Origin of the sequence: Sideroxydans sp. CL21 (genome assembly GCF_902459525.1) — a bacterium.
In the GTDB taxonomy this organism is placed as follows: domain Bacteria; phylum Pseudomonadota; class Gammaproteobacteria; order Burkholderiales; family Gallionellaceae; genus Sideroxyarcus.
In genome coordinates this window covers 3,068,382-3,091,715 of sequence record NZ_LR699166.1, presented here as the reverse complement: position 1 = coordinate 3,091,715, position 23,334 = coordinate 3,068,382, and the positions used below count along the sequence as shown (strand labels likewise).

Below are 23,334 nucleotides of genomic sequence, written 5' to 3'. Positions count from 1 at the left end.
CCCCTCTATTCACGTCATCGATTTGACAGCTGTTTCAGATAATACGCACAGGAAAAGCGGTCTAGACAGACTGCGCGAATGAACTCAAGAGGTGCGTATGAATATCCTGGAAACGTTGAAGGCCGCCATGATGCGCGGCGGCGTCCGCGGCCTCGCGGGCCCCATCCTGATCGTGATGATCCTGTCGATGATGGTGCTGCCGCTGCCGCCGTTTCTGCTCGACATCCTGTTCACTTTCAACATCGCACTGGCCATCATGGTGCTGCTGGTGGCGATGAACACCACCAGACCGCTGGATTTTGCCGTCTTCCCCACCGTGCTGCTGATCTCCACCCTGCTGCGTCTTTCCCTGAACGTGGCATCCACGCGTGTGGTGCTGCTGCAAGGCCATACCGGGCCGGATGCCGCAGGCAAGGTGATCGAATCGTTCGGCCACTTCCTGGTCGGCGGCAACTACGCGGTGGGTATCGTAGTGTTCATCATCCTCGTGGTGATCAACTTTGTGGTCATCACCAAAGGTGCCGGACGTATCGCAGAAGTGGGCGCGCGTTTTACCCTGGATGCGATGCCCGGCAAGCAGATGGCGATCGATGCCGACCTGAATGCAGGCCTGATCGGTGAAGATGTGGCGCGCAAGCGCCGTGCCGAGGTCGCGCAGGAAGCGGAATTTTACGGTGCGATGGACGGTGCCTCAAAATTCGTGCGCGGCGATGCCGTTGCGGGCATCATCATCATGCTCATCAACATCGTGGGCGGTCTGGTCATCGGCGTGCTGCAGCATGATCTGGACCTGGCAACTGCAGCCAAGAATTACACCCTGCTGACCATCGGCGACGGACTCGTAGCCCAGATCCCGGCCCTGGTGATCTCCACTGCTGCAGGTATGGTGGTGAGCCGCGTTGCCAGCGAAGACAACATCGGCCAGCAGTTGGCCAAACAATTGATCTCCAGCCCGCAAGTGCTCATTTTGACTGCCGCCATCATCGGCATGCTGGGCATGATTCCCGGCATGCCGCATTTCGCCTTCCTGCTGCTGGCGGGCGCGATGGGCTGGTTCGCGTTTTTCCTGTTGCAGCGCACGAAGCAGGCAGAAGACAAGGCAACGGAAATGGCCAATCCGGTGCTCGCACCGAGTACCGAAGCGCCGGAAGCCAGCTGGGAAGATGTGGCGCAAGTGGATGTGCTGGGGCTTGAAGTCGGTTATCGCCTGATCTCCCTGGTGGACAAGGCGCAGGACGGTGACCTGTTGCGGCGCATCAAGGGCATCCGCAAGAAATTCACCCAGGACATGGGATTCCTGCCGCCTGCCGTGCATATCCGCGACAACCTCGATCTGCGTCCCAATGCTTACCGCATTACCCTGAAGGGGGCCGAGATCGGCAGCGGCGAGGCATACCCCAACATGTTTCTCGCAATCAACCCCGGCAGCGTGAATGGCGTATTGCCGGGCACCCCGACCAAAGATCCTGCTTTCGGTTTGCCCGCCACCTGGGTGGATGCCACCGTACGCGAACAGGCACAAGTCATGGGTTACACCGTGGTGGATGCGGGTACCGTGGTGGCAACGCACATGAGCCACCTGATCCATACCCATGCGGCCGAGTTGCTGGGCCGCCAGGAACTGCAGCAACTGCTGGACCATCTCGGCAAGATCGCACCCAAGTTGACCGAAGACCTGATACCGAAATTGCTGCCGCTCGCCACAGTACAAAAAGTGATGCAGAACCTGCTGGACGAAGGCATGCATATTCGCGACATGCGCACCATCCTGGAAACCCTGGCGGAACATGCACCTCAGACGCAGGATTCAACCGTGTTGACCGGCCTCGTGCGCGTGGCACTCGGCGCGGCCATCGTGCAGCAGTTCTACCCGTCGGCACAGGAACTGCAAGTCATCGGCATGGACAAGGAGCTGGAGTATGTATTGGCGCAAGCCTTGCAGGCAGGCGGCTCGGCCATCGAGCCCGGATTGGCCAATACGCTGCTGCGCGAGGCGCGCAGTGCGACGCAAACCCAGGAACAACTGGGCTTGCCTGCCGTGCTGCTGGTGCCAGGACATATCCGCGATCTGCTGGCGCGCTTCCTGAAGCGTTCGTTGCCGCAACTCAGAGTGATTTCACAAGACGAAGTACCGGGGTTCAAAACGGTACGGTTTACATCCATGGTAGGGGGTAGAGCATGAACGCCAGAAAATTCATCGCAGCCAGTTCGCGTGACGCACTGAAGCTGGTACGCATAGAACTCGGCGAGGATGCCGTGATCCTGTCCAACCGGAAAGTGCCGGAGGGCGTGGAGATCGTGGCTGTGGCCGGTTTTGAACTGGCGCACCTGAGCGAGACTCGAGTGAGCGCAAGGAGTGCTGCGGAGCAGCGCAGTCCGGACCGGTCGTCTTTGCGAGCGGGGAGCGAAGTACAAGTCAGGGAAAACGCAAACGCTCAGGTACCTGGCAGGCTCTCCGCAGAAGGTGCTAGTCAGGCGGCAGCACTTGGGGCCAAGGTATTGGAAGCAAACACCTTGCGCGAGAATGTGGCCGTGCGCGAAACCCGGGATACAACGGCAGAACAACAAACGCTGCTGTCCGAGATCAAGACCATGCGCAACATGATGCAGGAACAGATGGCGCGCCTTTCCTGGTCTGACATGCAGCAGCGCGATCCGGTGCGCGGCGGCCTGCTGCGCGACATGCTCAACGTCGGCTTCAGTCCCATGCTGTCGCGCCAGTTGCTGGAAAAGATTCCGGCCGACGGCGGCCTGGATTGGCTGCGTCGCATCCTTGGGCACAATCTGCGCGTGGCAACGGTACAGGAAGATGTAGTGGCACGCGGCGGCGTGTATGCGCTGGTCGGCCCGACCGGCGTAGGCAAGACCACGACCACAGCCAAGATGGCGGCACGCGCCGTGGTGAGGTACGGTGCAGACAAGGTCGCGCTGGTGACTACCGACAGCTACCGTATCGGGGCCCATGAGCAACTGAAGATCTACGGCAAGATACTCGGCGTATCGGTGCATGCCGTGCGCGATACCGAGGATCTGAAACTCACCCTGTCCGGCCTGAAACACAAGCATCTGGTGCTGATCGACACCATGGGTGTGGGGCAGCGCGACAGCCGCGTGGCGGAACAGGCGCAGATGTTCGATACAGTGGGCGTGCGGCGCCTGCTGCTGCTGAACGCCACCAGTTCCGGCGGCACGCTGGACGATGTCGTGAAGATGTACGGTGGCACGGGCGTGATCGGTTGCATCCCGACCAAGCTGGACGAGGCGGTGACGCTGGGAACAGTGCTGGATGTGGTGGTGCGCCACAAACTGACCATGCACTACATCGCCAGCGGACAGCGCGTGCCTGAAGATCTGCATGAAGTGAACCTGGAATATCTGCTGCATCGCGTCTTCAAGGATGTAGGCAAGACGAGCCCGGCGTTCGCCATGCACGAGGCGGAACTGCCTGCCTTCATGGCCGGCATGGGCAGCGCACAGAACATGAGGGGGCAATATGCGATCTGACATGCCCCCACCTCAATCCTCCCCCCGCGGGAGAGGAGGCAAACGAGAAGGGCAATCTTATATCCCTGACCAAGCTGCCGGGTTGCGCCGCCTGCTGGCGCGCTCCAGTTCGCGCGTGGTGACGGTGGTCGGTGCGCGCGACGGATTGGGGGCAACCAGTATCGTCGTGAATCTGGCGGCGGTGCTGGGAAATTCCGGCAAGGATGTGCTGGTGCTGGACGAGAACCTGTCGCAGGATAATGTGGCGAACACGCTGGCACTAAAGGCGCGTTTCGATTTATTGCATGTGGTGTACGGCGACAAGACGTTGCAGGATGTGCTTGTTCAAGGTTCACAGGGCGTTCATGTATTGCCCGTGGCGCGGGCGATACAGGGCCTGCCGAAGCTGGGCGAGAGCCAGCGCGAGCGATTGCTGGAGGCGCTGAGTGCCGCAGCGAAAGATGCGGACGTGGTGCTGGTGGATGCGGCGCGCGCCGGGCATTCGTTCTGTGCCAGCCTGTCCGGCGACGAGCCCTTGCTGCTGGTATTGAACGCCACCGCCAGCGGCATCACGGAAAGTTATGCGCTGCTCAAACAGATGGCGATGCATAATGGCAGGCAGGCATTCGATATCGTGGTCAACAAGGTGGGCAGCGAACGCGAAGCGCTGGCGATATTCGACAATATGGCGCAGGTTGCGAGCAAACACCTGCAGGTACATTTGGAGTACCTGGGACATATTCCAGTTGATGAAAAGCTCAAACGTGCGACACAATTGGGCCGTCCGGTAACAGAGGCGTTCCCGGCGGCACAGTCGTCCTACGCCATGCGCGAAATCGCGCAAGGATTATTGCGAGCGCCGATGGTGTCGGATGAAGGGCATGATGTACTGGGCAGCGTGATGCAACGCTTGATGCGCCAGGCGCGTCCGGCAAACAATACAATGGCGATCACATGAATATCGCCGGCAACCTTAAGACGAAGGCTATGTATACGCCGAATGGACTGACTGACAAGGAAGAATGCCTGAAGGAGTATGCGCCTCTGGTGAAGCGCATTGCCCATCACATGATGCTCAAACTTCCCGGCAGTGTGGAAGTGGATGACCTCATCCAGGCCGGGATGATGGGGCTGCTCGACGCTGCAACCCGCTACGACGAATTGCGCGGTGCGATGTTCGAGACTTACGCCGCACAGCGCATACGCGGTGCGATGCTTGACGAATTGCGCGGCGCCGACTGGCTGCCGCGCAGCCTGCGCCGCGACATGCGCCGTATCGAGGCGGCCATCAGCCGCCTGCAGCAGAAGCTGGGCAAGGCACCCAGCGAGTCCGAGATTGCCAAAGAGTTGGGCGTGACCTTGCCGGAATACCAGCAGATGCTGCAGGAAGGGCGCGGCGCTCAACTGCTCTATTACGAGGATTTTCACGGCGAGGGAGAGGAGGATTTCTTCGAGCGATTCGAGTTCTCGACCGATTCCAACCCGCTGGAACTGCTGCAGAACGGGCGTTTTCGCGAGGCGCTCGTTCAGGCCATAGAACGTTTGCCGGAGCGCGAACGCATGATGATGGGCATGCACTACGAGCAGGACATGAACCTGCGCGAGATCGGCGAAGTGATGGGCGTCTCCGAATCGCGCGTGTGCCAGCTGCATAGCCAGGCAGTGGCGCGCCTGCGTACGTCGATGAAGGGGCATTGAGCCCGCGCTCCGCAGTTGACCGCGCCACAGGAGAACCAGGCAGGATGACAAGAAGAATATCGGGTCTTTTTCCGCGCACTCTCGCTTTGCGCTGCACCGCGATGAACGTACACTACGTCCCGTTCAACTACGGAGTCTGGGTTTATGGACAAGCTTAGCCTGTTCGGATTGGTTGTCGCCATAACCGGGATCATCGGCGGGCAATTGCTGGAAGGCGGGTCGATCAATGTCTTGATGCAGATGGCTGCATTCTTCATCGTGTTTGGCGGCACGATCGGCGCGGTGATGTTGCAACACCCGCTCAATGTGTTCGTGAGCGGTATCAAGATGGCAGGCTGGGTATTCGTCACGCCGGTAATCGACACGCAGAAGCTGGCACACCAGATCACCACCTGGGGCGGTATCGCGCGCAAGGATGGCATCCTTGCGCTGGAGGCCCAGCTCAAGAACATCGACGAACCTTTCGTCGCCAAGGGACTGCAGATGCTGGTGGACGGCAACAGCGCGGAAAAGATACGCGAGGTGCTGGACATCGACCTGCAAAGCTACGAGACGCTGCGCTGGCAAGCCGCCCGTGTGTGGGAATCGGCAGCGGGTTACGCGCCCACCATCGGCATCATCGGTGCCGTACTGGGACTGGTGCACGTGATGCAGAGTCTGGGCGAGCCGGCCAAGCTGGGTGCCGGCATCGCGGTCGCATTCATCGCAACCATCTACGGCGTGGGTTCTGCCAACCTGCTGTTCCTGCCGATCGCGGGCAAGTTGAAGATCATCATCGCGCAGCAGGTGAACTTGCGTGAGATGCTGATCGACGGGCTATGCATGGTGGCGAATGCCGAGAATCCGCGCTTCATCGAGAACAAACTTAAGGGTTATATCCCGGAGGCATCCTGATGGCGCGCCGCCCGAAAAGAGCCGAGCACGACAATCACGAGCGCTGGATGGTCTCTTACGCCGACTTTATCACCCTGCTGTTCGCTTTCTTCGTTGTCATGTACGGCATCTCTTCGGTGAATGAGGGCAAGTACAAAGTCTTCAGCGTCTCCGTCAACCAGGCCTTTGGTGCCAACGGCAAAGCCGGCGAAGGCAGTGCGGTTCATTTGACGGAAGACGAGATGTTCTTCAAGTCACTGGTCGACAGGCGCAACGCGCGTCTGGCCGAGAAGCAGCGCAAGCAAAACGAACGCATGCAAAATCTTGCCCAAACGCTTAACGGGGCGATGGCATCGTTTGTGAAGAACGGGCAGATGACCGTTTCCCAGAACGGTCGCGGTGTCGAATTGGAGATCAATGCCAGTGCATTGTTCAACCTGGGCGAAGCGGATATACAACCGGAAGCGAAGAAAACATTGGCGGACGCGGCGAAGGTGTTGGCGGACAATGACTTTGCCATCGAAGTGGAAGGGCATACCGACAATATGCCCATCAGCACTGCCAAGTATCCGTCCAATTGGGAGTTGTCCTCGGCACGTGCCAGTAGCGTGGTGCGTCTGTTCATTGATCAGGGTATTTTGGCTAAACGCCTGAAAGCAGTAGGCGAGGCCGACAATCAACCCGTGGTGCCGAACGATACCCCCGAAAACCGCGCCCGTAACCGGCGCGTGACCATCACCGTGCTGTCGCCTGAGCCGGAAGCGGACCCGGCGATTCCGCAATCCCCGGATCAACAATAAGAACCGAAATCAAATCCGTTCGCGGTCAGCTTGTCGAACCATGAATGGCTTAAATCCGATATTCCGCATCGCAACGATGAGTTTCTTTTGAACGCTGTCTGGCCACCGACTCCATTGCCGGCAAGGTGGCGCGCTTGAAACGAGTTCCCGGTAACGGTCTGCTCCGGGGGGGGAAGTGAGCTTGCCGCATCCTTTCCTGAACTCGGGCTTCAGTATGAGCTACGCTTCATCATCACGCCAATCCTGCTCGGCAGCGTAAAAAAGGTCTTTGATGGCATAAAGGAGCGACACTCACTCCGGCCGCTTTCGACGAGAAAGTTCCAGTCAGGAAACCTGGTGGTGATCTACGAGCCAACGATGCGTTAAAGTGCGGACGGAGAGTGACTATAGGGGTCGAGCGGCCGTTTTCGAGAAGCGCGACCGTCGGGAATGGGTAGAACAGTTGCCGTTCGCTGTTAAGATTGGGAAGGGGCGCTGTGCGGCCAAAAGCAGACTCTTGAGGTTGCAATCCGTTTTTATAAGTGCCACGATGGATGTAAGAATACATCCTTCATAATCAATACGGGTCTCTCAAAATGGGGCAAGAAGACACCACCTTCAGCGCACTCTACAACTACACTAAGGCTTTGGCAGTTGCTCTGGGGCATCGTGATCTATTAACCCGCCTTCATTCTGATCGCGTGTTTGGTCTTGCCGGGGAAATGGCTGCGGCTCTTGGGTTGGCCAAGAAGGACTTGGCTATTCTTAAAATTTCTGCCTTGTTTCACGATATTGGCAAGATTGGGATTCCTGACGCTATTCTACTTAAGCCTTCGAAACATGACGCTGCAGAGTGGGAGAAGATGAAAGAGCACTCAGCGATTGGTGAAAATATCATGTCGGCGCTCGAAATCGAAGATTCGCCTCGCGCTGCTAAGGTAATTCGACACCACCATGAATACTACAATGGCATGGGCTACCCAGATGAACTGAGTGGAGAAGCTATTCCAATTTGTTCTCGCATTATCTCAATCGCAGATAGTTACGATGCGATGGCCGTAACAAGGTCATACCATAAAGCAAGAACGCATTCGGACATCATGTCTATCCTGGAGTCTGAAAGAGGGGTAAAGCACGACCCGAACCTGATGCAGATTTTTTGCAAAATCATCGAATCCAGCAAATTTAAGGCGGCCTCCAATTAGCATTTGGAATTCTGAGTCTGACGGGCGTCTGTTATCAGGAAGTCTGAACGTCTCAAAAGGATGGAACAGCGGTCTGTAGCTGTTAAGTGCAACAACGGTCGCTGTGCGGCCAAAAGCCGCCGTTCGAGGCCGTCCTCAAATTTTGAGTTAGCCCTTTATATCTACCAACCGAAGAGGTTCTGAATGAAGAAATTTCTTTCAATTGTCGGCGGCATTTTCTTACTTTCTATTCTTGTAGTAGGCGGCTTCATTGGATACGCCGCCTATCAAGGAAAAGACCTTGACGCATCGAGCAAGGCATATATCGAAGCAAATGTTCCACCGATCATTTCCTCGTGGTCGAAGGATGAATTGCTAAAAAGATCATCACCGCAGCTACTAAAAATTGTTAACGAAAAACCTGAGCAGCTTGACCAGTTATTTCTGATGCTTTCAAAGCTAGGTGCTTTAAGAAGTTTTGGTGACGTAAAAGGTGACTCCAATGTTTCCTACACTACCCAACATGGTAAAGCAGTAACCGCCTCTTACTCAGCCACCGCAAAATATGAAAATGGAGAAGCACAGATATCGATACGTCTAATTCAATTGGCTGGTCAATGGCAGTTTTTGTATTTTTATGTCAATTCGCCATTGTTCCTTAAATGATATGGGCTAGGCGGCTATGCAGACCAAGAGCAGCCATTCGTAAATGTGAAGGCAAACAAGCCGAGCTCGGCAACAGGGGACATCCATGCATATCCGCTTTACGGCGACAAATAGGCAAAACTAGGTAGCGTACATGCGCCATTTGATCACATTCGTTCTAGTTGCTTCACTCCTGGTCTTGGAGTCGGGATTCGCTGAAGCAGAGTCATGCAGCGTTCGCATGGGCGATCCTGGCGATGTTGACTACCAGTATCTCACCCGATGGAATAATTTGTACATTGAGAGCGAACGCTTGGAGAAGACGAAGGAGGGAAAGAGTTACGCCCACCCAATGCTCGAAGCGCACAACTCTTTCTTCATTAAACTAATGGAGAAGTGCCAAGCTGAGGCAAGAAAAAGCGGGAAGAGCATGTTCATGGCCATCGCCATCGTCTCGAAGAGCGGTGTCATAGAACAGTACATGACCTATCCACGCAAAGCCGAATATCAGTGTTTTGTTAACGGGGTCGTTGGACAGACTTATCCGTCACCACCGGCAGATCATTATCCGGTAGGATTTGTTGTCCTCTTCGACAATCCGATTGGATCCCCTGACGAGGCTTGTGTTCGTCAAATATATGGCAACCGAATCGACAAGATGTGGAGCACTCCTAATCCGGCATTCAAACATGGTTCCTCTTCGGTTGCACATTGAGTGATAGCTTTGGGGGTTCATAGATACTGGTAAAGCCAAGATGGGAAGGGTAACGTTTCTTTCTCAGCTTCTGGCAGCGCAGGTTGGTGTGTTCCTAATATCTGCCCTCGAAGATGTTTTAGATAATGCACTTAGGTTTGTTAATAAATGGATGAGACGTGCAGTACACTAACTTCTTATCAAGGTTTGTTTCCGGTGGAGAAGCAGACGTTCTTAGATATGAAGTTCAGAGGGCATAACTCGGCCGCTGGACAGCTACGAGTATTCTCCGTTTTGAAAGTTGAGAGTAAAGAAATATGAAAACTGATAGGCTAATCTGGTTCGTTGTGTTTTTCTTTCAAGTCCTGATAATTGCGGGCCTGTTGCTTGTTGTATTAATTCAATCAATTCAAGTCCCGACCACAGCTGAGATGGCTGAATATCAAAGACTATTGAATGCAATTCAAAGTGGTCATGAGAGTCTAACTGCATCAGCTCAGGCAAACTTGCTTTTCCAGATAGGGAAAATGCGTGAATCCTTTATTGAGTTTTCTACCAAATTGAGATCAGGCTTCATAGATCTAATTGAAGTACTAGCTGTATGCATTCTTCTTGAAGGATGGCTATGTTGGAAATACTTTAGAACCAATTCGTTTGCTGTTAAGCAGGACTAAAAGAAAATTCAGATACTGCTGATAATCATTGAACGACGTGTTTCTAAGAGCCGCTATGTCTCTTATATGATGGGAAGAGACGGCGGCGGTAGCAGAGATAAACAGACCATTCCGGCCAATAGCGGAACATTGTCTGGCTATCTGATGACGAAACATTTCTTGGTTTTGAGCTGTGCTACGACAAGAATGGTAAAGAGCGATCTTTAAGATGGAGTAATTCGGTTGGGTTTCAGCACATGGCAGTTGACGATGGAGAGCAGATTCTTGGGAAGCATAAGGAAACCCCTATTTTAGTTGCGGACGGGCTATTCGATGCCAAACAAGTAGATTCAGATTTTTCAGAGGTTAGGCATTTTCTCCCTGATGAAATCGCCGACTATGTTCTGAAAGTTATCAGACAGTACCCGAAGGGCTTTACCGAAAGTCCTACGGCTGCAAATGGATGAGAACCGGACGTATGCAGGTATGTTGAGCATAGGGCAAATTTCCGCCAATGGAGAAGTTCACCAAATACTTCAGTCTATGACAAAACTTAAGATAACAGCATCTGCATTACTGCTATTTATTTTGACTGCATGTGTTTATGTGCCAGTTTCTAATCACGACGCCGAATCGGCCACATGCAAAACAGTTACCCATAGCATGTCACTCGACAAACTGGAGACATTCGATATGGAGTCACGTACGCCTAATGTGGTTGGTAACATGGGGAATTGCCAAGGCTCGTCGTGTGCAGCTTTCCTAGCCGGCATAATCGCAGTCGCAGCTGCCGTTTCTGCTGGTAGTGTCATCATTTCAGGCAGTATTGTAATAACGGATAACACAATCCATTGGCTTGAATATCAAGGTACATGCAGCGATGGCTATCTGAATTATGCAAAAAAGATGTTTCTTAATTCTATGAATGTCCAAAAGGCAGAACGTTAGAAAAATAGCGGACATTCGCAGTTATAGCACTTGCAAGGCAGAAACCGGTATTAGTCAGTTGGACAGAAAGATATCAAACAATGAAATATAACTTGTTAATGATTCTGACATTGGCCTTAATCCCATTAGCATGCTCTGCTGAATATATATCTGACGTCTCTTTACCTGACGGATCTCGATACACAGGTGAAAGCAAGAATGGGTTATTTGAAGGTAAAGGAGAATTGAAGTGGGCGAATGGAAAAAGATACGAAGGCTTTTTTAAAAGTGGCCTGATGTCTGGGCAAGGGAAACTGATTGATGCGAATGGCGATACTTACGAAGGAATGTTCAAAAATGGCTTAGATAACGGTGCAGGAACATATAAGTTCCGAGGCGGCGATATATATGTAGGAAATTTTGAAGATGGGCAGATTAGCGGCAGAGGGGAATTAACCACCACTAACGGAGGAAAATACATCGGGGATTTCCAGGGAGGATATTATCAAGGTAAAGGTCATTTGCATTATCCCGATGGCAAAACATATGAGGGTGATTTTGTTATTGGGCTGCCTCAAGGAAGCGGAAAACTTACAATACCTGGTGTGGGCGTATATACAGGGCAATTTCTAAAAGGAAGCTATCACGGAAAAGGAGTATTCACCTTTGACAACGGTGCTAAATATGATGGTGACTTTGAAAATGGCAAGTGGAATGGCGAGGGTGTTGTTACATCGGATAGTATCGGTGTTTATAGAGGCCATTTTAAAAATGGTACTTACAATGGATATGGAGTATATATTGATAGTAAAGGGAAGCGATTTGAGGGCACGTGGGAAAATGGGAAGTTAATTTCTTCAAAAGGCAGTGAGAATTAAAGGGGCCGCTTTGGGTAGAACAGTAGCCGTTGGGTATGATGATTAACACGGGGCCGGTATCGGACGATTGTGTTGAAAAACTTTTTTTTCGCATCCCTCGAAATTTTGCGAATTGCAGCAGCATCTGTAAATCGCACTTGCTTGTCCGTAGTGATGCAGCTTATTGGTTCATGGTTGAGTTTAAGTGTGGCTAGGGTACCCACCCGCGTCGAAAATATTTGAAGCGCCCTACGAGGCTAGAAGTTTTTCAAGGTACCCCGGAAAAGAGTTTTTCAACACAATCGGCCACAATCGGACGGTCGCCGATTTCCCCAATTATGAGTTGGAGCAATGAGTAAGGGGCAACATGAAAAATAAATATTTTAATGCGTCACATCTACCAGTGCTGTTTCTATTTATTGCAGGTGGGGGTAATTTGTATTGGTCATTAAAATTTGACGAACGAATTCCGACTCAACAGGCTAAATTTGTGCAATTACAAAACTCAATGCAATCTGTAGATTGCCCAACTATAAATAAGGGCGCCGTACTTCTAATTGCACAAGGAAATGTTAAAGATGGTGAAAATTTTGCAACGATATTACTTTGGGAGGGCGTTGCTTTTATTTTCACTGCAATAGTAAGTTTTATAACTGCTGTAAAAATAAATAATCCGAAAGTGGAATCTACAAATCAGGGTCTGAAATAGAATTGCAAAGCGGACGCTGGAGTATTAAAGAATGATTTCACACTATCGGCCACTGGGGCTGACGTTCACAAGTGTTCTTAAATCGAAGGTTTTATCGGCCTAATATGTCATTAGCTTGGTTACACCAATTGAAAAAATTACCAGCCAAGATTGGCGGCCCAGCACTTGTTATTATCGGAGCTATCGGGCTCCTTTCCGAACCTTGGTGGGGGGCTTCATAATAGCGATTGGGCTTGCCATCAGTCTTTATGCTGCAACCAAGAAGAAAGATCCTGTAGCAATCGAACAAAAAAACGATAGGGAGCATTAATGCCAGGTTCAATAATCGGTGAATTCATTCTTCAGCCAATTGGCGAAATTGCTGGCTATATGACTGGCCGTTTGGTTGTACCTGTTCTGACTCTGGGGCAGGTTCGTGTGGAGCGAATCACAAAGGGTGATGTGAACATACCACGGCAGAAAGGTTACATACGAGATATAGATGGGAAAATCGTACTTAACGGCGATATGGGAACTCTAGTTGGCGTGTTGTTCTGGGTATTTATTGGCATATCGATCTTCCTGATCAAGAAAAGTGTGAGTGTCTCTTAATGGTAGGCAAGGAGTCGTTGGTGTATCTGATGGAAAACAGGCTCTTGTCGGCCACAAGCTGCCCTTTGCTAGTGTCTGCTTTGTGGCAGGCAATTCACAAGACCTTTTGATACCCAAATATTGAATATGACAAGTAAGACCTTTCTAGCCTTTTCCGCCGCCCTAGCAATCGTTTTCCCATTAGTCACTTTTGCAGATGATCTTTGTGAGTACGAAGGTGGAGATGGGGGTGTCGATTATCAAATCTCTGAATGCACAAAGCAGATTCAGTCCGGAATTACGGGCCAATATTTAGCTGGCGCATACGTCAATCGAGCAGGGGCATATATAAGAAAAGGTAATTTTGCATCCGCATTGGATGACAGCAGTAAAGCCTTGGCATTACTTCCCAACAATTCCACTGCACTTCTGTTGCATGGAGAGGCCCAACAAGGGGGCGGGGATTTTAAGGATGCGATAAGCGATTACTCTAATGTGATTGAGCAATCACCAGACAATCATGAGGCATTTACCAAAAGAGGTAGTGTCTTTGGGGTGATGGGAAAGCTTGATCTCTGTATAGCTGACTCTACAAAAGCTATTGCATTGGCTTCTAATAGTCACATATCGATAACCGGTATGAGTGATGAAGATGCTAAAGATGTAATTCCAGGGAGAGCCCGTGCTTTGTATAACAGAGGATTAGCCTGGAAACTAAAAGGGGACTATACAAGAGCTATCGAAGACTACAAGTTAGCAGTCAAATCTAACCCGGGCGATCCACATTCATGGAGCAAGCACTCAACAGAATGGGGTAGTAAAAGCATAGCGGAACAAGCAGAGGAGCTTTACAAGAATATCGAATTCTCCAACGATATGAATACTTCCGACAAACGAATATTTTCTATTCAATCAATACAGAAGACTCGGTTTGGAAACGCTTTACTTATTCAAACAGATATACTTCCTGCCTCAACCATCATGCTAAATGGTGCGTTTGCTTACCATGAGCCAGGCATGTATGTGTCAATAGAAGAGTATTTTCAACGCAGTGATTCGGATGTATTGCTTGTTGAAAGCAATCCTGGTGGATCTGCAACACCGGCCTCCCAGATGTCTGTTCTTCTCATTCAGCCTACTGGAACAGCTCAATTACTAACGCATCCAGAATTCGTTGCGGCATCTCACTATGATATTCAAGCAACAATGAATAAAGATGAGCGTATTTTTATCAAGCTTGGTTTTCCGATTGAAGTTGGCCCCCTTCGAGGCAACAAGGAACCGATTGCCGAACTTGATAATGACAAACTGATTCTGACATTGATTCCCCGCGTTCACGGAGACTACGAGTCCGATTCTGCGAGATCATTTTCTGAATATTTTGCGAACGACAAATGGATTACATTGACACAACCGTTTTACAACACCGACAATTCTCAGCGAGTGGAATATTATTGTAACGATAAAGAATTAACAGAGATGAGAGGTGAAGATGAGAACAGATTTCCTCACACTCTTTGCGCAGTGGCATTGTTTGTTAAACATTCAGACCAATGGATTTTCAGTGAACAGTTTGAAATGCCATATGGTGGTGTAGTAAAGGCATTTGCCATAAATAAATTGGTGGTTGAATCCGCCGAATACTTGGATCAAGATGGTTTTGCCTATCCTTCTACTCAAGTGACCAGAGTATTCAAAACAGGTACAGGCAAGTTAGTAGAAGATGTAACTGAAAGAAAGTCTAAATCCGTAAATTTAGAATGACAGCTTTGGAAAATTGCTAATGTCTCAAAATAGAACGGAGCTGTAATCAACATGCGTCCGCTTTGTGGCAGCGAAATTACACGTCTATCTGTCCGCTTGGGGTTAGGAAGCGTCGTTCGAACCTAATCAATCCACCTATTTTGAATGTCTCATCTCGGGCGTATTTCAGCCGTTTTGAAGACAGATGCCTGGGTCATCAGGTTGATCCCAGGTGGAATAAATCGGTATCGGGGTAGAGCAGTAATGAGGTTTGTTCAGACGCTGCCAAGCGTCCGGCTGCCGCTGGGCAGATTGGGTTGGCCGTCCGCGCCGTATAGTCCGGCGGTGCTCTGTGCCGCGCCATACAGCACGCCGAGTGCCTGCTGGTTGTAGCGCAGCTTGATCTGGATCATTTCACCGTTGGTCTGGTTGAGGCGTTGCACATGTGCCGCCAGTTGGCGGGCTTCCTGCCATGCCGGCAATCCCAGCGGGATATTGCGCTTCAGCCACTCCGCCATATTGCTCGTGCCTTCCGGCAGGTATCGCTGACGGGCTGCGGAAAGCGCGGCGATCTTGTTGGTGAGTTGTATTTTGGCTTCTGCGAGTGGCAACAGTTCTTCAGTGTGCTGACCGAGCAGGATACGTTGTTCGTTTTCAAGCAAAACGACGAATGCGCGCAAGGCGGCGCATTCGTCGTTCAGGTTGGACAGAAACTCTGTCGTCAGGGCGTTCGCGGGTTTTGCGGTCAACGTTTGCTCGCGGTGATGAGATCTTGCACGGAGTTGATCAAGCGATCGGCAACGACGCCGGAGTTGACTTTGAAGCGCCCTTCGCTAATAGCCTGTTTGATTTCTGCGACCTTTTTCACGTCCACCAGCGGGGTACCGGCGATGCTGCCCTCCAAGCTGCGCAGCTGCGCGGTGGTGGAGCCCAGATGTACGCTGGTCCCGCTTGTTTCGGCGGGAGTCTGGCTGCCTGTTGCTTTCGTTGCTGAGTTGCGCGAACTCGTTTCCCCTGCCGTGCTGGGGGGGAGCGGTTTGCTGGTTTTTTCGATCTTCATGGGGTAATTCCCTTTTCACTGACTCGGTTAAGCATTACATCGGCAGATGATCGATAAACTTTAGGATACTTTACGGCTACTGCAGATTATAGCTGCTTCATGGACGCACTTCCACGGTGCCGTCTGCCCCCGCTGCACCACTCAGAACCTGGCCGGAAGACATCCGCACCTGCACGATCTGTCCTGCTGTGGCGTTATTCAGTGCTTGTCCGGACGAGCGAACGGAAAACCCTTCGCTGCGCACCCTTATTTCGGTCGTATTTCCCTGGACCACAACGAACTGCGCGCGCAGCATGTCTTGCCGCAGCACCTGCCCTGCACCGATACCAAACTTGAGCGTTTTGCCGATGGCCTGTGCCGGATCGGTAAGGATGCCGGGTTGTCCCAGTTCGCCGTTTTGCATGCTGAAGTCGTTCGCGCTCAACACCGTGTTCTGGGCCAGAGGGCGATTGGCGACCAGCCTGTCGACGCTGACCTTGATGTTGGCCTGGAGAAAGATCGACCAGCCGGGCTTGTCGTTGCAGCGCACGCCGATGCTGGTTTTGCCCATCAACTGCGATCCGGCGGGCAGAAAGGCCTCAAGCGTGCCGCACGCCGGCAGGACAGTGCGTGCATCGATGTCGTCGATCGTGATGCCGACCTTGCCCGGCAATGCATGGGTCTGTGCCTGTGCATAGGCCAGGGCGGCCTCGCGTATTGCGGCATGGCTCTGCTTGTCTGCGGCCCAAGCGGTCGGGGAGCAAATAAAGGTCGCAATCAATACTAAGCACAGGTTTTTCATGGCCATATTGTGGAACCGGAGGCGGATTTTTAAAGCGGGAAATAGAACGGCTTTCTACCCCTAATCGTCAAATAGGGGATGACATGCCCTGATTAGTATGCGAACCATGAAAGAAGTAGCGGCTGCCACCGGGGGCGGTGAGTTGCAGGTGCGGGAACAGACAGACAGGAGGGCGAGATGAGTGGCAGAATAGACCAGATGTTGCAATTCCAGCAGTCAGCGCTGAATTTGCGCGCTACGCGCCAGGAATTGATCGCGTCCAATATCGCCAATGCGGATACGCCGAACTATAAGGCGAGGGACATCGACTTTGCCAGTGCATTGCAGGGGGCATTATCGGGCAACGGACAGAAATTGCCCGTGGCGGCGACTTCGCCGCAGCATCTGGCGGGTGCGTCCGGCGAAAGCGTGATGGGGGCGCCGGTGCTGTATCGTAAGCCGTTGCAACCTAGTGCCGATGGGAATACTGTTGATATGGACGTGGAAAGATCGCAATTTGCCGACAACGCCTTGCGTTACGAGGCCAGCCTGACGTTCGTCAGCAACGATGTCAAAAACGTGTTGGCCGCCCTGCAAGGATAACGATCATGTCTCTATTCAATATCTTCAATATCGCCGGTTCGGCCATGACAGCGCAGTCGCAACGGCTCAACGTGGTGGCGAGCAACCTTGCCAACGTCGACAGCGCCACCGGACCGGACGGCAAGCCCTACAGGGCCAAACAGGTTGTATTTTCCACCGTGCCGACGGTCGGCCAGCCGGGGGAGGGTGTTAAGGTCGCGGCGGTGGTGGAAGACAATTCGCCGATGAAAGTGGTGTATGACCCCAAACATCCGATGGCGGACGCGCAGGGCTACGTGACCATGCCCAATGTAAATCCGGTTGACGAGATGGTGAACATGATCTCGGCTTCCCGTTCTTACCAGAACAACGTGGATGTGATGAATACATCCAAAACCCTGTTGATTAAAACACTCACTCTCGGGCAATAAAGGAGATAGATCATGACCACTTCCGTGCAGAGCAGTACTTCATCGACTACTGCAGCGGCGACTGCTGTGGCAAGTTCGCAGCTGGCCGCCACTCAGGACCGGTTCCTGACGCTGCTGGTGACGCAGTTGCAGAACCAGGATCCGCTGAATCCGATGGACAACTCGCAAGTCACGTCGCAGATGGCGCAGCTTTCCACGGTGAGCGGCATCAACCAATTGAATGCAACCGTGCAGGCGCTGAGTACCAGCATGACGACGTCACAATCCTTGCAGGCGACTTCCATGATCGGGCACGCGGCGCTGGTGCCGGGCAACCAGATCGCGCTGGCGAGCGGGCAATCCAATGCGGCGGTGGAATTGACCCAGCCTGCCGACCAGGTCACGGTGACGATCGCCGATACCAAGGGCAATGTCGTGCGCACCATGCAACTCGGGTCGCAAAGTGCGGCCGGTGTGGTCAACTTCCAGTGGGATGGCAAGGACAATACCGGCGCAACAGTGACGGACGGTACTTATCAATTCAGCGCCAAGGCGGTGCTTGGTACCAGCAACAGCAGCCCGACGACGCTGTCTTACGGGATGGTGAACAGCGTGGCGCTGACTTCAAGCGGGCCGACATTGGGCATGGGCACGCTCGGCGATGTGGCACTGAGCGCGGTACGGCAGGTTTTGTGATGAACATTTCGCCAAGTGCGAGAGATCGAATTTAATAGGAGGATGTCATGGGTTTCGAACAAGGTCTGAGCGGTCTGAATGCAGCATCCAAAAATCTGGACGTGATCGGCAATAACGTCGCCAACGCTAGCACGGTCGGTTTCAAACAATCGCAAGCGCAATTCGCCGACATCTATGCCAACTCGCTGGGCGGCGGCGGATCAAGTATTGCTGCCGGGATCGGTGTGCAAGTGGCCGCTGTGGCGCAGCAATTTACCCAGGGCAATATCACGACAACTAATAATTCACTGGATATGGCCATCAGCGGCAGCGGTTTTTTCCGTATGAGCAACAACGGCTCGATCACTTATTCGCGTAACGGGCAGTTCCAGTTGGACAAGAACGGTTTCATCGTCGATAACCAGGGCAAAGATCTGACAGGTTACCAGCCGAATGCAGCCGGAGTCATCGTGGCAACCACGCCCGGTCCGATCCAGATTTCCACAGCCAATTTGTTGCCCAAAGCCACCACTGCGGTCACTGCGGGACTTAATTTGAATGCGAACGCGGCGATCATCCCCGCAGCGCCGGCGTTCGATCCGAACAATTCGGCGACCTTTGATAATTCCACTTCGGCGACGATCTACGACAGCCTGGGTGGGAGTCACATTGCTTCACTGTATTTTGCCAAAACGTCAGCGAACACATGGAATACCTACCTGACAGTGGATGGAGCCATGGTTCCGCCGGGCGGTGCAACCCCGGGGCTGCTAACGCCAATGACCTTCAATACCAACGGCACTTTGGCGACTCCGGCGGCCGCTGTCACTTCGGCATCGTTCACCCCCTCGTCGGCTGCGATTGCTCTTGCGGGATCATCGCTTAATGCAACTGGTACGACCGCTACTGTGCCCAGTACTGCCGGGTTGGTGGCCGGTGCGACGGTGACTGGCGGCGGTTTTCCGGTAGGCACCACCATCACGGCGATTACCGGTCCGAACACTTTCACAACATCGGCGGCGGGGACGTTTAATGCGAGCGGAGTCACGTTGAATGTAACCAATCCGCCCAGCGCGGCACCGCAAACATTGAGTTTCAACTTTGGCAGCAATACGCAGTTCGGCACGGCCTTTGGCGTGAATTCGCTGAGCCAGGACGGCTACACTTCCGGTCAGATGACCGGTTTCAGCACTGGCTCGGATGGTATGGTCACCGGTCGTTATTCCAACGGGCAGACCAGAACGCTCGGCCAAGTGGTGCTGGCAAACTTCAGTAACGCTCAGGGCTTGCAATCGCTGGGTAATAACCAGTGGGCGGAGACTTCTACGTCGGGCAACCCGCTCGTGGGTACGCCGGGATCGGCAAGTCTGGGCGTGTTGCAGACCTCGGCAACTGAAGACTCCAATGTCGATCTGACTGCGGAACTGGTGAACATGATTACCGCACAACGCGCATATCAGGCCAATGCGCAGACGATCAAGACACAAGACCAGATCATGCAGACGATCGTCAACTTGCGTTAAGTGAACTAAGGCGAGGGGTGACATGGACAGGCTGATCTATACCGCGATGACAGGCGCTTCGCACACCATGCAGCAGCAGGCATCGGTGGCGCAGAATCTGTCCAACGTCAATACGCCGGGATTCCGCTCGACCATCGACACCTTTCGCAGCGTACCGCTGGTGGGCGAAGGCCTTGCAACCCGTACCTTCGTGGTCGATTCGACATCCGGCACCGACTTCACGCCCGGCGTGATGCAAGCCACCGGACGCACACTCGATGTCGCCATCGATGGCAAAGGATGGATCGCGGTAGAGGATAGCAACGGCAACGAGGCTTATACCCGCAACGGCAGCTTGCAGGTGTTGCCCAACGGTATTTTGCAGTCCCGTAACGGCATGAATGTGGTGGGCGATAGCGGGCCCATCACCATACCGCCGGACACCCAGGTGACGATTGCCAAGGACGGAACCATTTCGACCGTACCCAGCGGAACGATGGCGGCTCAAGTGGTATTGGTCGGGCGTCTCAAGCTGGTCAATCCTCCAGAGGATCAGTTGGTGCGCGGCGAGGATGGTTTGTTCCGCACCAGGGACGGCAAACCGGCCGACGCAGACATCAAGGTCGGTGTGGTCTCGGGCAACCTGGAAGGCAGCAACACGAACATGGTGGAGTCGCTGGTGAACATGATCTCGCTGTCGCGCCAATTCGATATGCAGATGAAGATGCTGACAACGGCGGACGACAATGCCAAACAAGCCAGCGGCGTACTCAGCGTCACCGGCTGAATTTTATAAAAGGATACTCATCATGATTCGTTCCCTGTGGATTGCCAAGACCGGTCTGGAAGCACAACAGACGCAGATGGATGTCATCTCCAACAACCTGGCCAACGTCAGTACCAACGGCTTCAAGCGTTCGCGTGCGGTGTTCGAGGATCTGCTGTACCAGAACCTCCGCCAGCCGGGTGCGCAATCGTCGCAACTGACACAGATACCCTCCGGTCTGCAGATCGGTACCGGTGTGCGCCCTATCGCGGCCGAACGCATCCATACCCAGGGCAACCTGCAACAGACCAGCAATCAGCTGGATGTGGCGGTTCAGGGTGCAGGGTTCTTTCAGGTCGTGCTGCCTGACGGCACGACGGGCTATACCCGCGACGGCTCTTTCCAGACCGACAACCAGGGACAGATGGTCACTTCGAATGGCTTTCCATTGCAGCCGTCGATCACCATTCCCGCCAATGCCACCTCGGTCACCATCGGCCAGGATGGCGTGGTGTCGGTCACGCAGCCGGGTACGACAGCGGCAGTGCAGGTCGGCAGCATACAGCTGGCGACATTCATCAATCCGGCCGGACTGGAAAGCATGGGGCAGAACCTTTATCAGGAGACGGGCTCATCGGGTGCGCCTCTGGCCAATGTGCCCGGCACCAACGGCACGGGAACGATCAGTCAGGGTTATGTCGAGACGTCCAACGTGAATGTGGTGGAAGAACTGGTGAACATGATCCAGACACAGCGCGCGTACGAGATCAATTCAAAAGCGGTCACCGTCTCGGATCAGATGCTGCAGAAACTGACGCAGATGTAATGTCATGAAAATGAACGTGCTTGAAATTGCCATGGGTGCTTCCCCCACCCTGACCCTCTCCGGGAAGGAGAGGGAACAAACGAGAAGAGGGTCAAGCAGGCAATCCGCGAAGCGGATGCTCGCAAAGGCAATTTTGAATTTCCGGAGGCGAATCATGCGTAAAACAATGGAAATAATAAGTCTGCTGGTTGTCGCTTTGCCACTGACTGCCTGTGTGCCGCCGCCATCCACCAGCATCCGGGAACCGTTGACGGCTCGTCCGGCCCCTTTGCCTTTGGCGCCGAATAACGAGGGGGCAATTTTCCTGGCGGGAGTGAATGATCATCCGATGTTCGAGGACATGCACCCGCGCCACGTTGGCGATGTACTCATCGTCAACATCGTCGAAACGACGGCGGCTTCAGGCAAATCGGGACATGACGACACCAATACCGGCAGTCTGGCGATTACTGCACCGTCTCTGACGGGATTGACTGGCGGAGTGTCGGGCAGCAGCAGTGTCAAATCGGGCGGCGCAAGTGACAGTTCGGGGAGTAATTCCTTCACGGGAGCCATCACCGTGACAGTGATTGAAGTGCTGCCCAACGGCAATCTGCGTGTTGCAGGCGAGAAGCAAGTGTCCATCAAATACGCCCAGGAATATGTGCGCTTTTCCGGCATCGTGAATCCGGCCACCATCAGCGGCAGCTACACGGTGCAATCGACCCAGGTGGCGGACGTGCATGTCGAATACAAGGGAGCAAACAGCATCGACACATCTGCGGTGCTCAGCATGTTCAACCGCATCTTCTACTCGGTATTGCCGTTCTAGCGGGGTAAGCCATGAATATCAGATCGTTTTTATTTGCGCTGTTGATGCTCGTTTCTCTGAGCGCAACAGCGGAACGCATCAAAGACCTGGCCAGTGTGCTGGGCGTTCGCGAGAACCAGCTGCTGGGTTACGGGCTGGTGGTCGGTCTGGACGGCAGCGGCGACATGACCATGCAGACACCGTTCACGGTGCAAAGCATCACCAACATGCTGCTGCAGATGGGTGTCAACATGCCGCCGGGCAGCAGCAGCATCATGATGCTGAAGAATGTGGCTGCGGTGACAGTGACGGCTTCGCTGCCGCCGTTCTCGCGCCCGGGACAGACCATCGACATCACGGTATCGTCCATCGGTAATGCCAAAAGCTTGCGCGGCGGCACCCTGTTGATGACGCCGCTGAAAGGCGCGGACGGGCAAGTATATGCCATGGCACAGGGCAATATGCTGGTGAGCGGGGCGGGCGCGGCGGCGGCCGGCTCCAAGACTCAAATCAATCACTTGAGCGTGGGCCGCATTCCCGGAGGTGCGACAGTGGAACGTTCTGTGCCGACCTCGGTGGGACAGGGCGATTATGTCTATCTTGAATTGAATACTGCCGACTTCACCACGGCGATGCGCCTGGCAGAAGTTATCGGTAAGAACCTTTCACCCGGCAATCCGGAGGGCGCGGCCGCAATGGATGCACGCACCATACAAGTCAAGGCTCCGGAAGGCAGCGCGCGCGTGGCTTTCATTTCTCAAATTGAAAATCTGGAAGTCGATGCGGCGGCGGGCAGTGCCAAGGTCATCGTTAATGCCCGCACCGGTTCGGTGGTCATGAACCAGCATGTCTCGCTCGACGATTGCGCCGTGGCGCACGGCAACCTTACTGTCGTGATCAACGCCGAAAACACGGTAAGCCAGCCCGCGCCGCTTTCGCAAGGACAAACGGTGGCAGTGACCAATGCCAATATCGAGATCAAGGCCGACAAAGGCAACCTGTTGCACCTGAAGCGTGGTGTGGATTTGAACGATGTGGTCAGGGCGCTCAATTCCATCGGTGTGACCCCGCAGGATATGCTGGCGATTCTGCAGGCAATGAAGGCGGCCGGTGCGCTGCGTGCCGAACTTGAGGTGATATAGGTTCTG

The 23,334-nt window shown here is 53.5% G+C and carries 26 protein-coding genes and 1 pseudogene; 24 read left to right on the top strand and 3 right to left on the bottom strand.

All coding sequences use genetic code 11. The features are described 5' to 3' along the window. Nucleotides 1-97: 97 nt before the first annotated feature. The 16 genes and pseudogenes from flhA (at nt 98) to QOY30_RS14615 (ending at nt 14,836) form a co-directional block, all read left to right on the top strand. On the top strand, nt 98-2,182 hold the full coding sequence (gene flhA / locus QOY30_RS14685) for a flagellar biosynthesis protein FlhA (RefSeq protein WP_283745365.1): 2,085 nt from the start codon (nt 98-100) through the stop codon (nt 2,180-2,182). Next, on the top strand, nt 2,179-3,504 hold the full coding sequence (gene flhF / locus QOY30_RS14680) for a flagellar biosynthesis GTPase FlhF (protein WP_283745364.1): 1,326 nt from the start codon (nt 2,179-2,181) through the stop codon (nt 3,502-3,504). Before flhA ends, flhF begins: the two co-directional genes overlap by 4 nt. 1 nt (nt 3,505) lies before the next feature. After that, entirely contained in the window at nt 3,506-4,441 is a 936-nt protein-coding gene (locus tag QOY30_RS14675) for a MinD/ParA family ATP-binding protein (RefSeq protein WP_283745363.1), read from the top strand. Between the two features lie 29 nt (nt 4,442-4,470). After that, nucleotides 4,471-5,181 carry an RNA polymerase sigma factor FliA gene (locus tag QOY30_RS14670; protein WP_283746076.1) on the top strand — a complete coding sequence of 237 codons (711 nt, stop codon included), beginning with the start codon at nt 4,471-4,473 and terminating at the stop codon, nt 5,179-5,181. A 144-nt stretch (nt 5,182-5,325) separates the two neighbouring features. After that, nucleotides 5,326-6,075: a flagellar motor protein gene (locus QOY30_RS14665; protein WP_283745362.1), complete on the top strand. Its 750-nt coding sequence runs from the start codon at nt 5,326-5,328 to the stop codon at nt 6,073-6,075. Next, on the top strand, nt 6,075-6,854 hold the full coding sequence (gene motD / locus QOY30_RS14660; protein ID WP_283745361.1) for a flagellar motor protein MotD: 780 nt from the start codon (nt 6,075-6,077) through the stop codon (nt 6,852-6,854). The genes QOY30_RS14665 and motD overlap by 1 nt, the downstream gene beginning before the upstream one ends. 177 nt (nt 6,855-7,031) lie before the next feature. Continuing rightward, a pseudogene (locus QOY30_RS18155) lies at nt 7,032-7,220 on the top strand (hypothetical protein); the annotation flags it as partial. Between the two features lie 209 nt (nt 7,221-7,429). Then, a complete protein-coding gene (locus QOY30_RS14655) occupies nt 7,430-8,038 on the top strand; it encodes an HD-GYP domain-containing protein (RefSeq protein ID WP_283745360.1) in 609 nt (202 codons plus the stop codon). Between the two features lie 183 nt (nt 8,039-8,221). Beyond that, nucleotides 8,222-8,683: a hypothetical protein gene (locus tag QOY30_RS14650; RefSeq protein ID WP_283745359.1), complete on the top strand. Its 462-nt coding sequence runs from the start codon at nt 8,222-8,224 to the stop codon at nt 8,681-8,683. A gap of 220 nt (nt 8,684-8,903) precedes the next feature. Next, complete coding sequence (locus QOY30_RS14645) at nt 8,904-9,377, top strand: hypothetical protein (RefSeq protein WP_283745358.1); 474 nt, start codon at nt 8,904-8,906, stop codon at nt 9,375-9,377. Between the two features lie 889 nt (nt 9,378-10,266). Next, on the top strand, nt 10,267-10,476 hold the full coding sequence (locus QOY30_RS14640) for a hypothetical protein (RefSeq protein ID WP_283745357.1): 210 nt from the start codon (nt 10,267-10,269) through the stop codon (nt 10,474-10,476). Then, nucleotides 10,469-10,957 carry a hypothetical protein gene (locus QOY30_RS14635; RefSeq protein WP_283745356.1) on the top strand — a complete coding sequence of 163 codons (489 nt, stop codon included), beginning with the start codon at nt 10,469-10,471 and terminating at the stop codon, nt 10,955-10,957. Before QOY30_RS14640 ends, QOY30_RS14635 begins: the two co-directional genes overlap by 8 nt. Nucleotides 10,958-11,037: 80 nt before the next feature. After that, nucleotides 11,038-11,814, top strand: coding sequence for an MORN repeat-containing protein (locus QOY30_RS14630; RefSeq protein WP_283745355.1), 777 nt, complete (start codon nt 11,038-11,040; stop codon nt 11,812-11,814). 346 nt (nt 11,815-12,160) lie between these two features. Beyond that, nucleotides 12,161-12,502 carry a hypothetical protein gene (locus tag QOY30_RS14625; protein ID WP_283745354.1) on the top strand — a complete coding sequence of 114 codons (342 nt, stop codon included), beginning with the start codon at nt 12,161-12,163 and terminating at the stop codon, nt 12,500-12,502. A gap of 309 nt (nt 12,503-12,811) precedes the next feature. Beyond that, nucleotides 12,812-13,093: a hypothetical protein gene (locus QOY30_RS14620; protein ID WP_283745353.1), complete on the top strand. Its 282-nt coding sequence runs from the start codon at nt 12,812-12,814 to the stop codon at nt 13,091-13,093. Nucleotides 13,094-13,219: 126 nt separating this feature from the next. Beyond that, nucleotides 13,220-14,836 carry a tetratricopeptide repeat protein gene (locus QOY30_RS14615; RefSeq protein WP_283745352.1) on the top strand — a complete coding sequence of 539 codons (1,617 nt, stop codon included), beginning with the start codon at nt 13,220-13,222 and terminating at the stop codon, nt 14,834-14,836. A gap of 254 nt (nt 14,837-15,090) precedes the next feature. On the opposite strand, the gene QOY30_RS14610 is transcribed toward QOY30_RS14615, so the two are convergent. The 3 genes from QOY30_RS14610 to flgA form a co-directional block, all read right to left on the bottom strand. After that, a complete protein-coding gene (locus QOY30_RS14610) occupies nt 15,091-15,564 on the bottom strand; it encodes a flagella synthesis protein FlgN (protein ID WP_283745351.1) in 474 nt (157 codons plus the stop codon). Beyond that, a complete protein-coding gene (gene flgM, locus QOY30_RS14605) occupies nt 15,561-15,875 on the bottom strand; it encodes a flagellar biosynthesis anti-sigma factor FlgM (protein WP_283745350.1) in 315 nt (104 codons plus the stop codon). Before flgM ends, QOY30_RS14610 begins: the two co-directional genes overlap by 4 nt. Before the next feature lie 97 nt (nt 15,876-15,972). Further along, on the bottom strand, nt 15,973-16,656 hold the full coding sequence (gene flgA, locus QOY30_RS14600) for a flagellar basal body P-ring formation chaperone FlgA (RefSeq protein WP_283745349.1): 684 nt from the start codon (nt 16,654-16,656) through the stop codon (nt 15,973-15,975). A 177-nt stretch (nt 16,657-16,833) separates the two neighbouring features. On the opposite strand from flgA, the gene flgB reads away from it, so the two are divergent. The 8 genes from flgB (at nt 16,834) to QOY30_RS14560 (ending at nt 23,328) form a co-directional block, all read left to right on the top strand. Then, on the top strand, nt 16,834-17,238 hold the full coding sequence (gene flgB, locus QOY30_RS14595) for a flagellar basal body rod protein FlgB (protein WP_283745348.1): 405 nt from the start codon (nt 16,834-16,836) through the stop codon (nt 17,236-17,238). A 5-nt stretch (nt 17,239-17,243) separates the two neighbouring features. Continuing rightward, nucleotides 17,244-17,648, top strand: coding sequence for a flagellar basal body rod protein FlgC (gene flgC / locus QOY30_RS14590; protein WP_283745347.1), 405 nt, complete (start codon nt 17,244-17,246; stop codon nt 17,646-17,648). Between the two features lie 12 nt (nt 17,649-17,660). Then, a complete protein-coding gene (locus tag QOY30_RS14585; protein ID WP_283745346.1) occupies nt 17,661-18,323 on the top strand; it encodes a flagellar hook assembly protein FlgD in 663 nt (220 codons plus the stop codon). A gap of 47 nt (nt 18,324-18,370) precedes the next feature. Continuing rightward, on the top strand, nt 18,371-19,825 hold the full coding sequence (locus QOY30_RS14580; RefSeq protein WP_283745345.1) for a flagellar hook protein FlgE: 1,455 nt from the start codon (nt 18,371-18,373) through the stop codon (nt 19,823-19,825). 22 nt (nt 19,826-19,847) lie between these two features. Beyond that, on the top strand, nt 19,848-20,591 hold the full coding sequence (gene flgF, locus QOY30_RS14575; RefSeq protein WP_283745344.1) for a flagellar basal-body rod protein FlgF: 744 nt from the start codon (nt 19,848-19,850) through the stop codon (nt 20,589-20,591). Between the two features lie 22 nt (nt 20,592-20,613). Further along, nucleotides 20,614-21,396, top strand: coding sequence for a flagellar basal-body rod protein FlgG (gene flgG / locus QOY30_RS14570; protein ID WP_283745343.1), 783 nt, complete (start codon nt 20,614-20,616; stop codon nt 21,394-21,396). Nucleotides 21,397-21,550: 154 nt separating this feature from the next. After that, a complete protein-coding gene (locus QOY30_RS14565; protein ID WP_283745342.1) occupies nt 21,551-22,207 on the top strand; it encodes a flagellar basal body L-ring protein FlgH in 657 nt (218 codons plus the stop codon). Nucleotides 22,208-22,218: 11 nt separating this feature from the next. Continuing rightward, nucleotides 22,219-23,328, top strand: a complete 1,110-nt coding sequence (locus QOY30_RS14560; RefSeq protein WP_283745341.1) for a flagellar basal body P-ring protein FlgI — start codon at nt 22,219-22,221, stop codon at nt 23,326-23,328. Nucleotides 23,329-23,334 lie beyond the last annotated feature (6 nt).

What these genes read in the sequence shown, in the direction of transcription:
- flhA (WP_283745365.1), top strand. Translation starts at nt 98, where the DNA reads ATGAATATCCTGGAAACGTTGAAGGCCGCCATGATGCGCGGCGGCGTC.
- flhF (WP_283745364.1), top strand. Translation starts at nt 2,179, where the DNA reads ATGAACGCCAGAAAATTCATCGCAGCCAGTTCGCGTGACGCACTGAAG.
- QOY30_RS14675 (WP_283745363.1), top strand. Translation starts at nt 3,506, where the DNA reads ATGCCCCCACCTCAATCCTCCCCCCGCGGGAGAGGAGGCAAACGAGAA.
- QOY30_RS14670 (WP_283746076.1), top strand. Translation starts at nt 4,471, where the DNA reads ATGTATACGCCGAATGGACTGACTGACAAGGAAGAATGCCTGAAGGAG.
- QOY30_RS14665 (WP_283745362.1), top strand. Translation starts at nt 5,326, where the DNA reads ATGGACAAGCTTAGCCTGTTCGGATTGGTTGTCGCCATAACCGGGATC.
- motD (WP_283745361.1), top strand. Translation starts at nt 6,075, where the DNA reads ATGGCGCGCCGCCCGAAAAGAGCCGAGCACGACAATCACGAGCGCTGG.
- QOY30_RS14655 (WP_283745360.1), top strand. Translation starts at nt 7,430, where the DNA reads ATGGGGCAAGAAGACACCACCTTCAGCGCACTCTACAACTACACTAAG.
- QOY30_RS14650 (WP_283745359.1), top strand. Translation starts at nt 8,222, where the DNA reads ATGAAGAAATTTCTTTCAATTGTCGGCGGCATTTTCTTACTTTCTATT.
- QOY30_RS14645 (WP_283745358.1), top strand. Translation starts at nt 8,904, where the DNA reads ATGGGCGATCCTGGCGATGTTGACTACCAGTATCTCACCCGATGGAAT.
- QOY30_RS14640 (WP_283745357.1), top strand. Translation starts at nt 10,267, where the DNA reads ATGGCAGTTGACGATGGAGAGCAGATTCTTGGGAAGCATAAGGAAACC.
- QOY30_RS14635 (WP_283745356.1), top strand. Translation starts at nt 10,469, where the DNA reads ATGGATGAGAACCGGACGTATGCAGGTATGTTGAGCATAGGGCAAATT.
- QOY30_RS14630 (WP_283745355.1), top strand. Translation starts at nt 11,038, where the DNA reads ATGAAATATAACTTGTTAATGATTCTGACATTGGCCTTAATCCCATTA.
- QOY30_RS14625 (WP_283745354.1), top strand. Translation starts at nt 12,161, where the DNA reads ATGAAAAATAAATATTTTAATGCGTCACATCTACCAGTGCTGTTTCTA.
- QOY30_RS14620 (WP_283745353.1), top strand. Translation starts at nt 12,812, where the DNA reads ATGCCAGGTTCAATAATCGGTGAATTCATTCTTCAGCCAATTGGCGAA.
- QOY30_RS14615 (WP_283745352.1), top strand. Translation starts at nt 13,220, where the DNA reads ATGACAAGTAAGACCTTTCTAGCCTTTTCCGCCGCCCTAGCAATCGTT.
- flgM (WP_283745350.1), bottom strand. Translation starts at nt 15,875, where the DNA reads ATGAAGATCGAAAAAACCAGCAAACCGCTCCCCCCCAGCACGGCAGGG.
- flgA (WP_283745349.1), bottom strand. Translation starts at nt 16,656, where the DNA reads ATGAAAAACCTGTGCTTAGTATTGATTGCGACCTTTATTTGCTCCCCG.
- flgB (WP_283745348.1), top strand. Translation starts at nt 16,834, where the DNA reads ATGAGTGGCAGAATAGACCAGATGTTGCAATTCCAGCAGTCAGCGCTG.
- flgC (WP_283745347.1), top strand. Translation starts at nt 17,244, where the DNA reads ATGTCTCTATTCAATATCTTCAATATCGCCGGTTCGGCCATGACAGCG.
- QOY30_RS14585 (WP_283745346.1), top strand. Translation starts at nt 17,661, where the DNA reads ATGACCACTTCCGTGCAGAGCAGTACTTCATCGACTACTGCAGCGGCG.
- QOY30_RS14580 (WP_283745345.1), top strand. Translation starts at nt 18,371, where the DNA reads ATGGGTTTCGAACAAGGTCTGAGCGGTCTGAATGCAGCATCCAAAAAT.
- flgF (WP_283745344.1), top strand. Translation starts at nt 19,848, where the DNA reads ATGGACAGGCTGATCTATACCGCGATGACAGGCGCTTCGCACACCATG.
- flgG (WP_283745343.1), top strand. Translation starts at nt 20,614, where the DNA reads ATGATTCGTTCCCTGTGGATTGCCAAGACCGGTCTGGAAGCACAACAG.
- QOY30_RS14565 (WP_283745342.1), top strand. Translation starts at nt 21,551, where the DNA reads ATGCGTAAAACAATGGAAATAATAAGTCTGCTGGTTGTCGCTTTGCCA.
- QOY30_RS14560 (WP_283745341.1), top strand. Translation starts at nt 22,219, where the DNA reads ATGAATATCAGATCGTTTTTATTTGCGCTGTTGATGCTCGTTTCTCTG.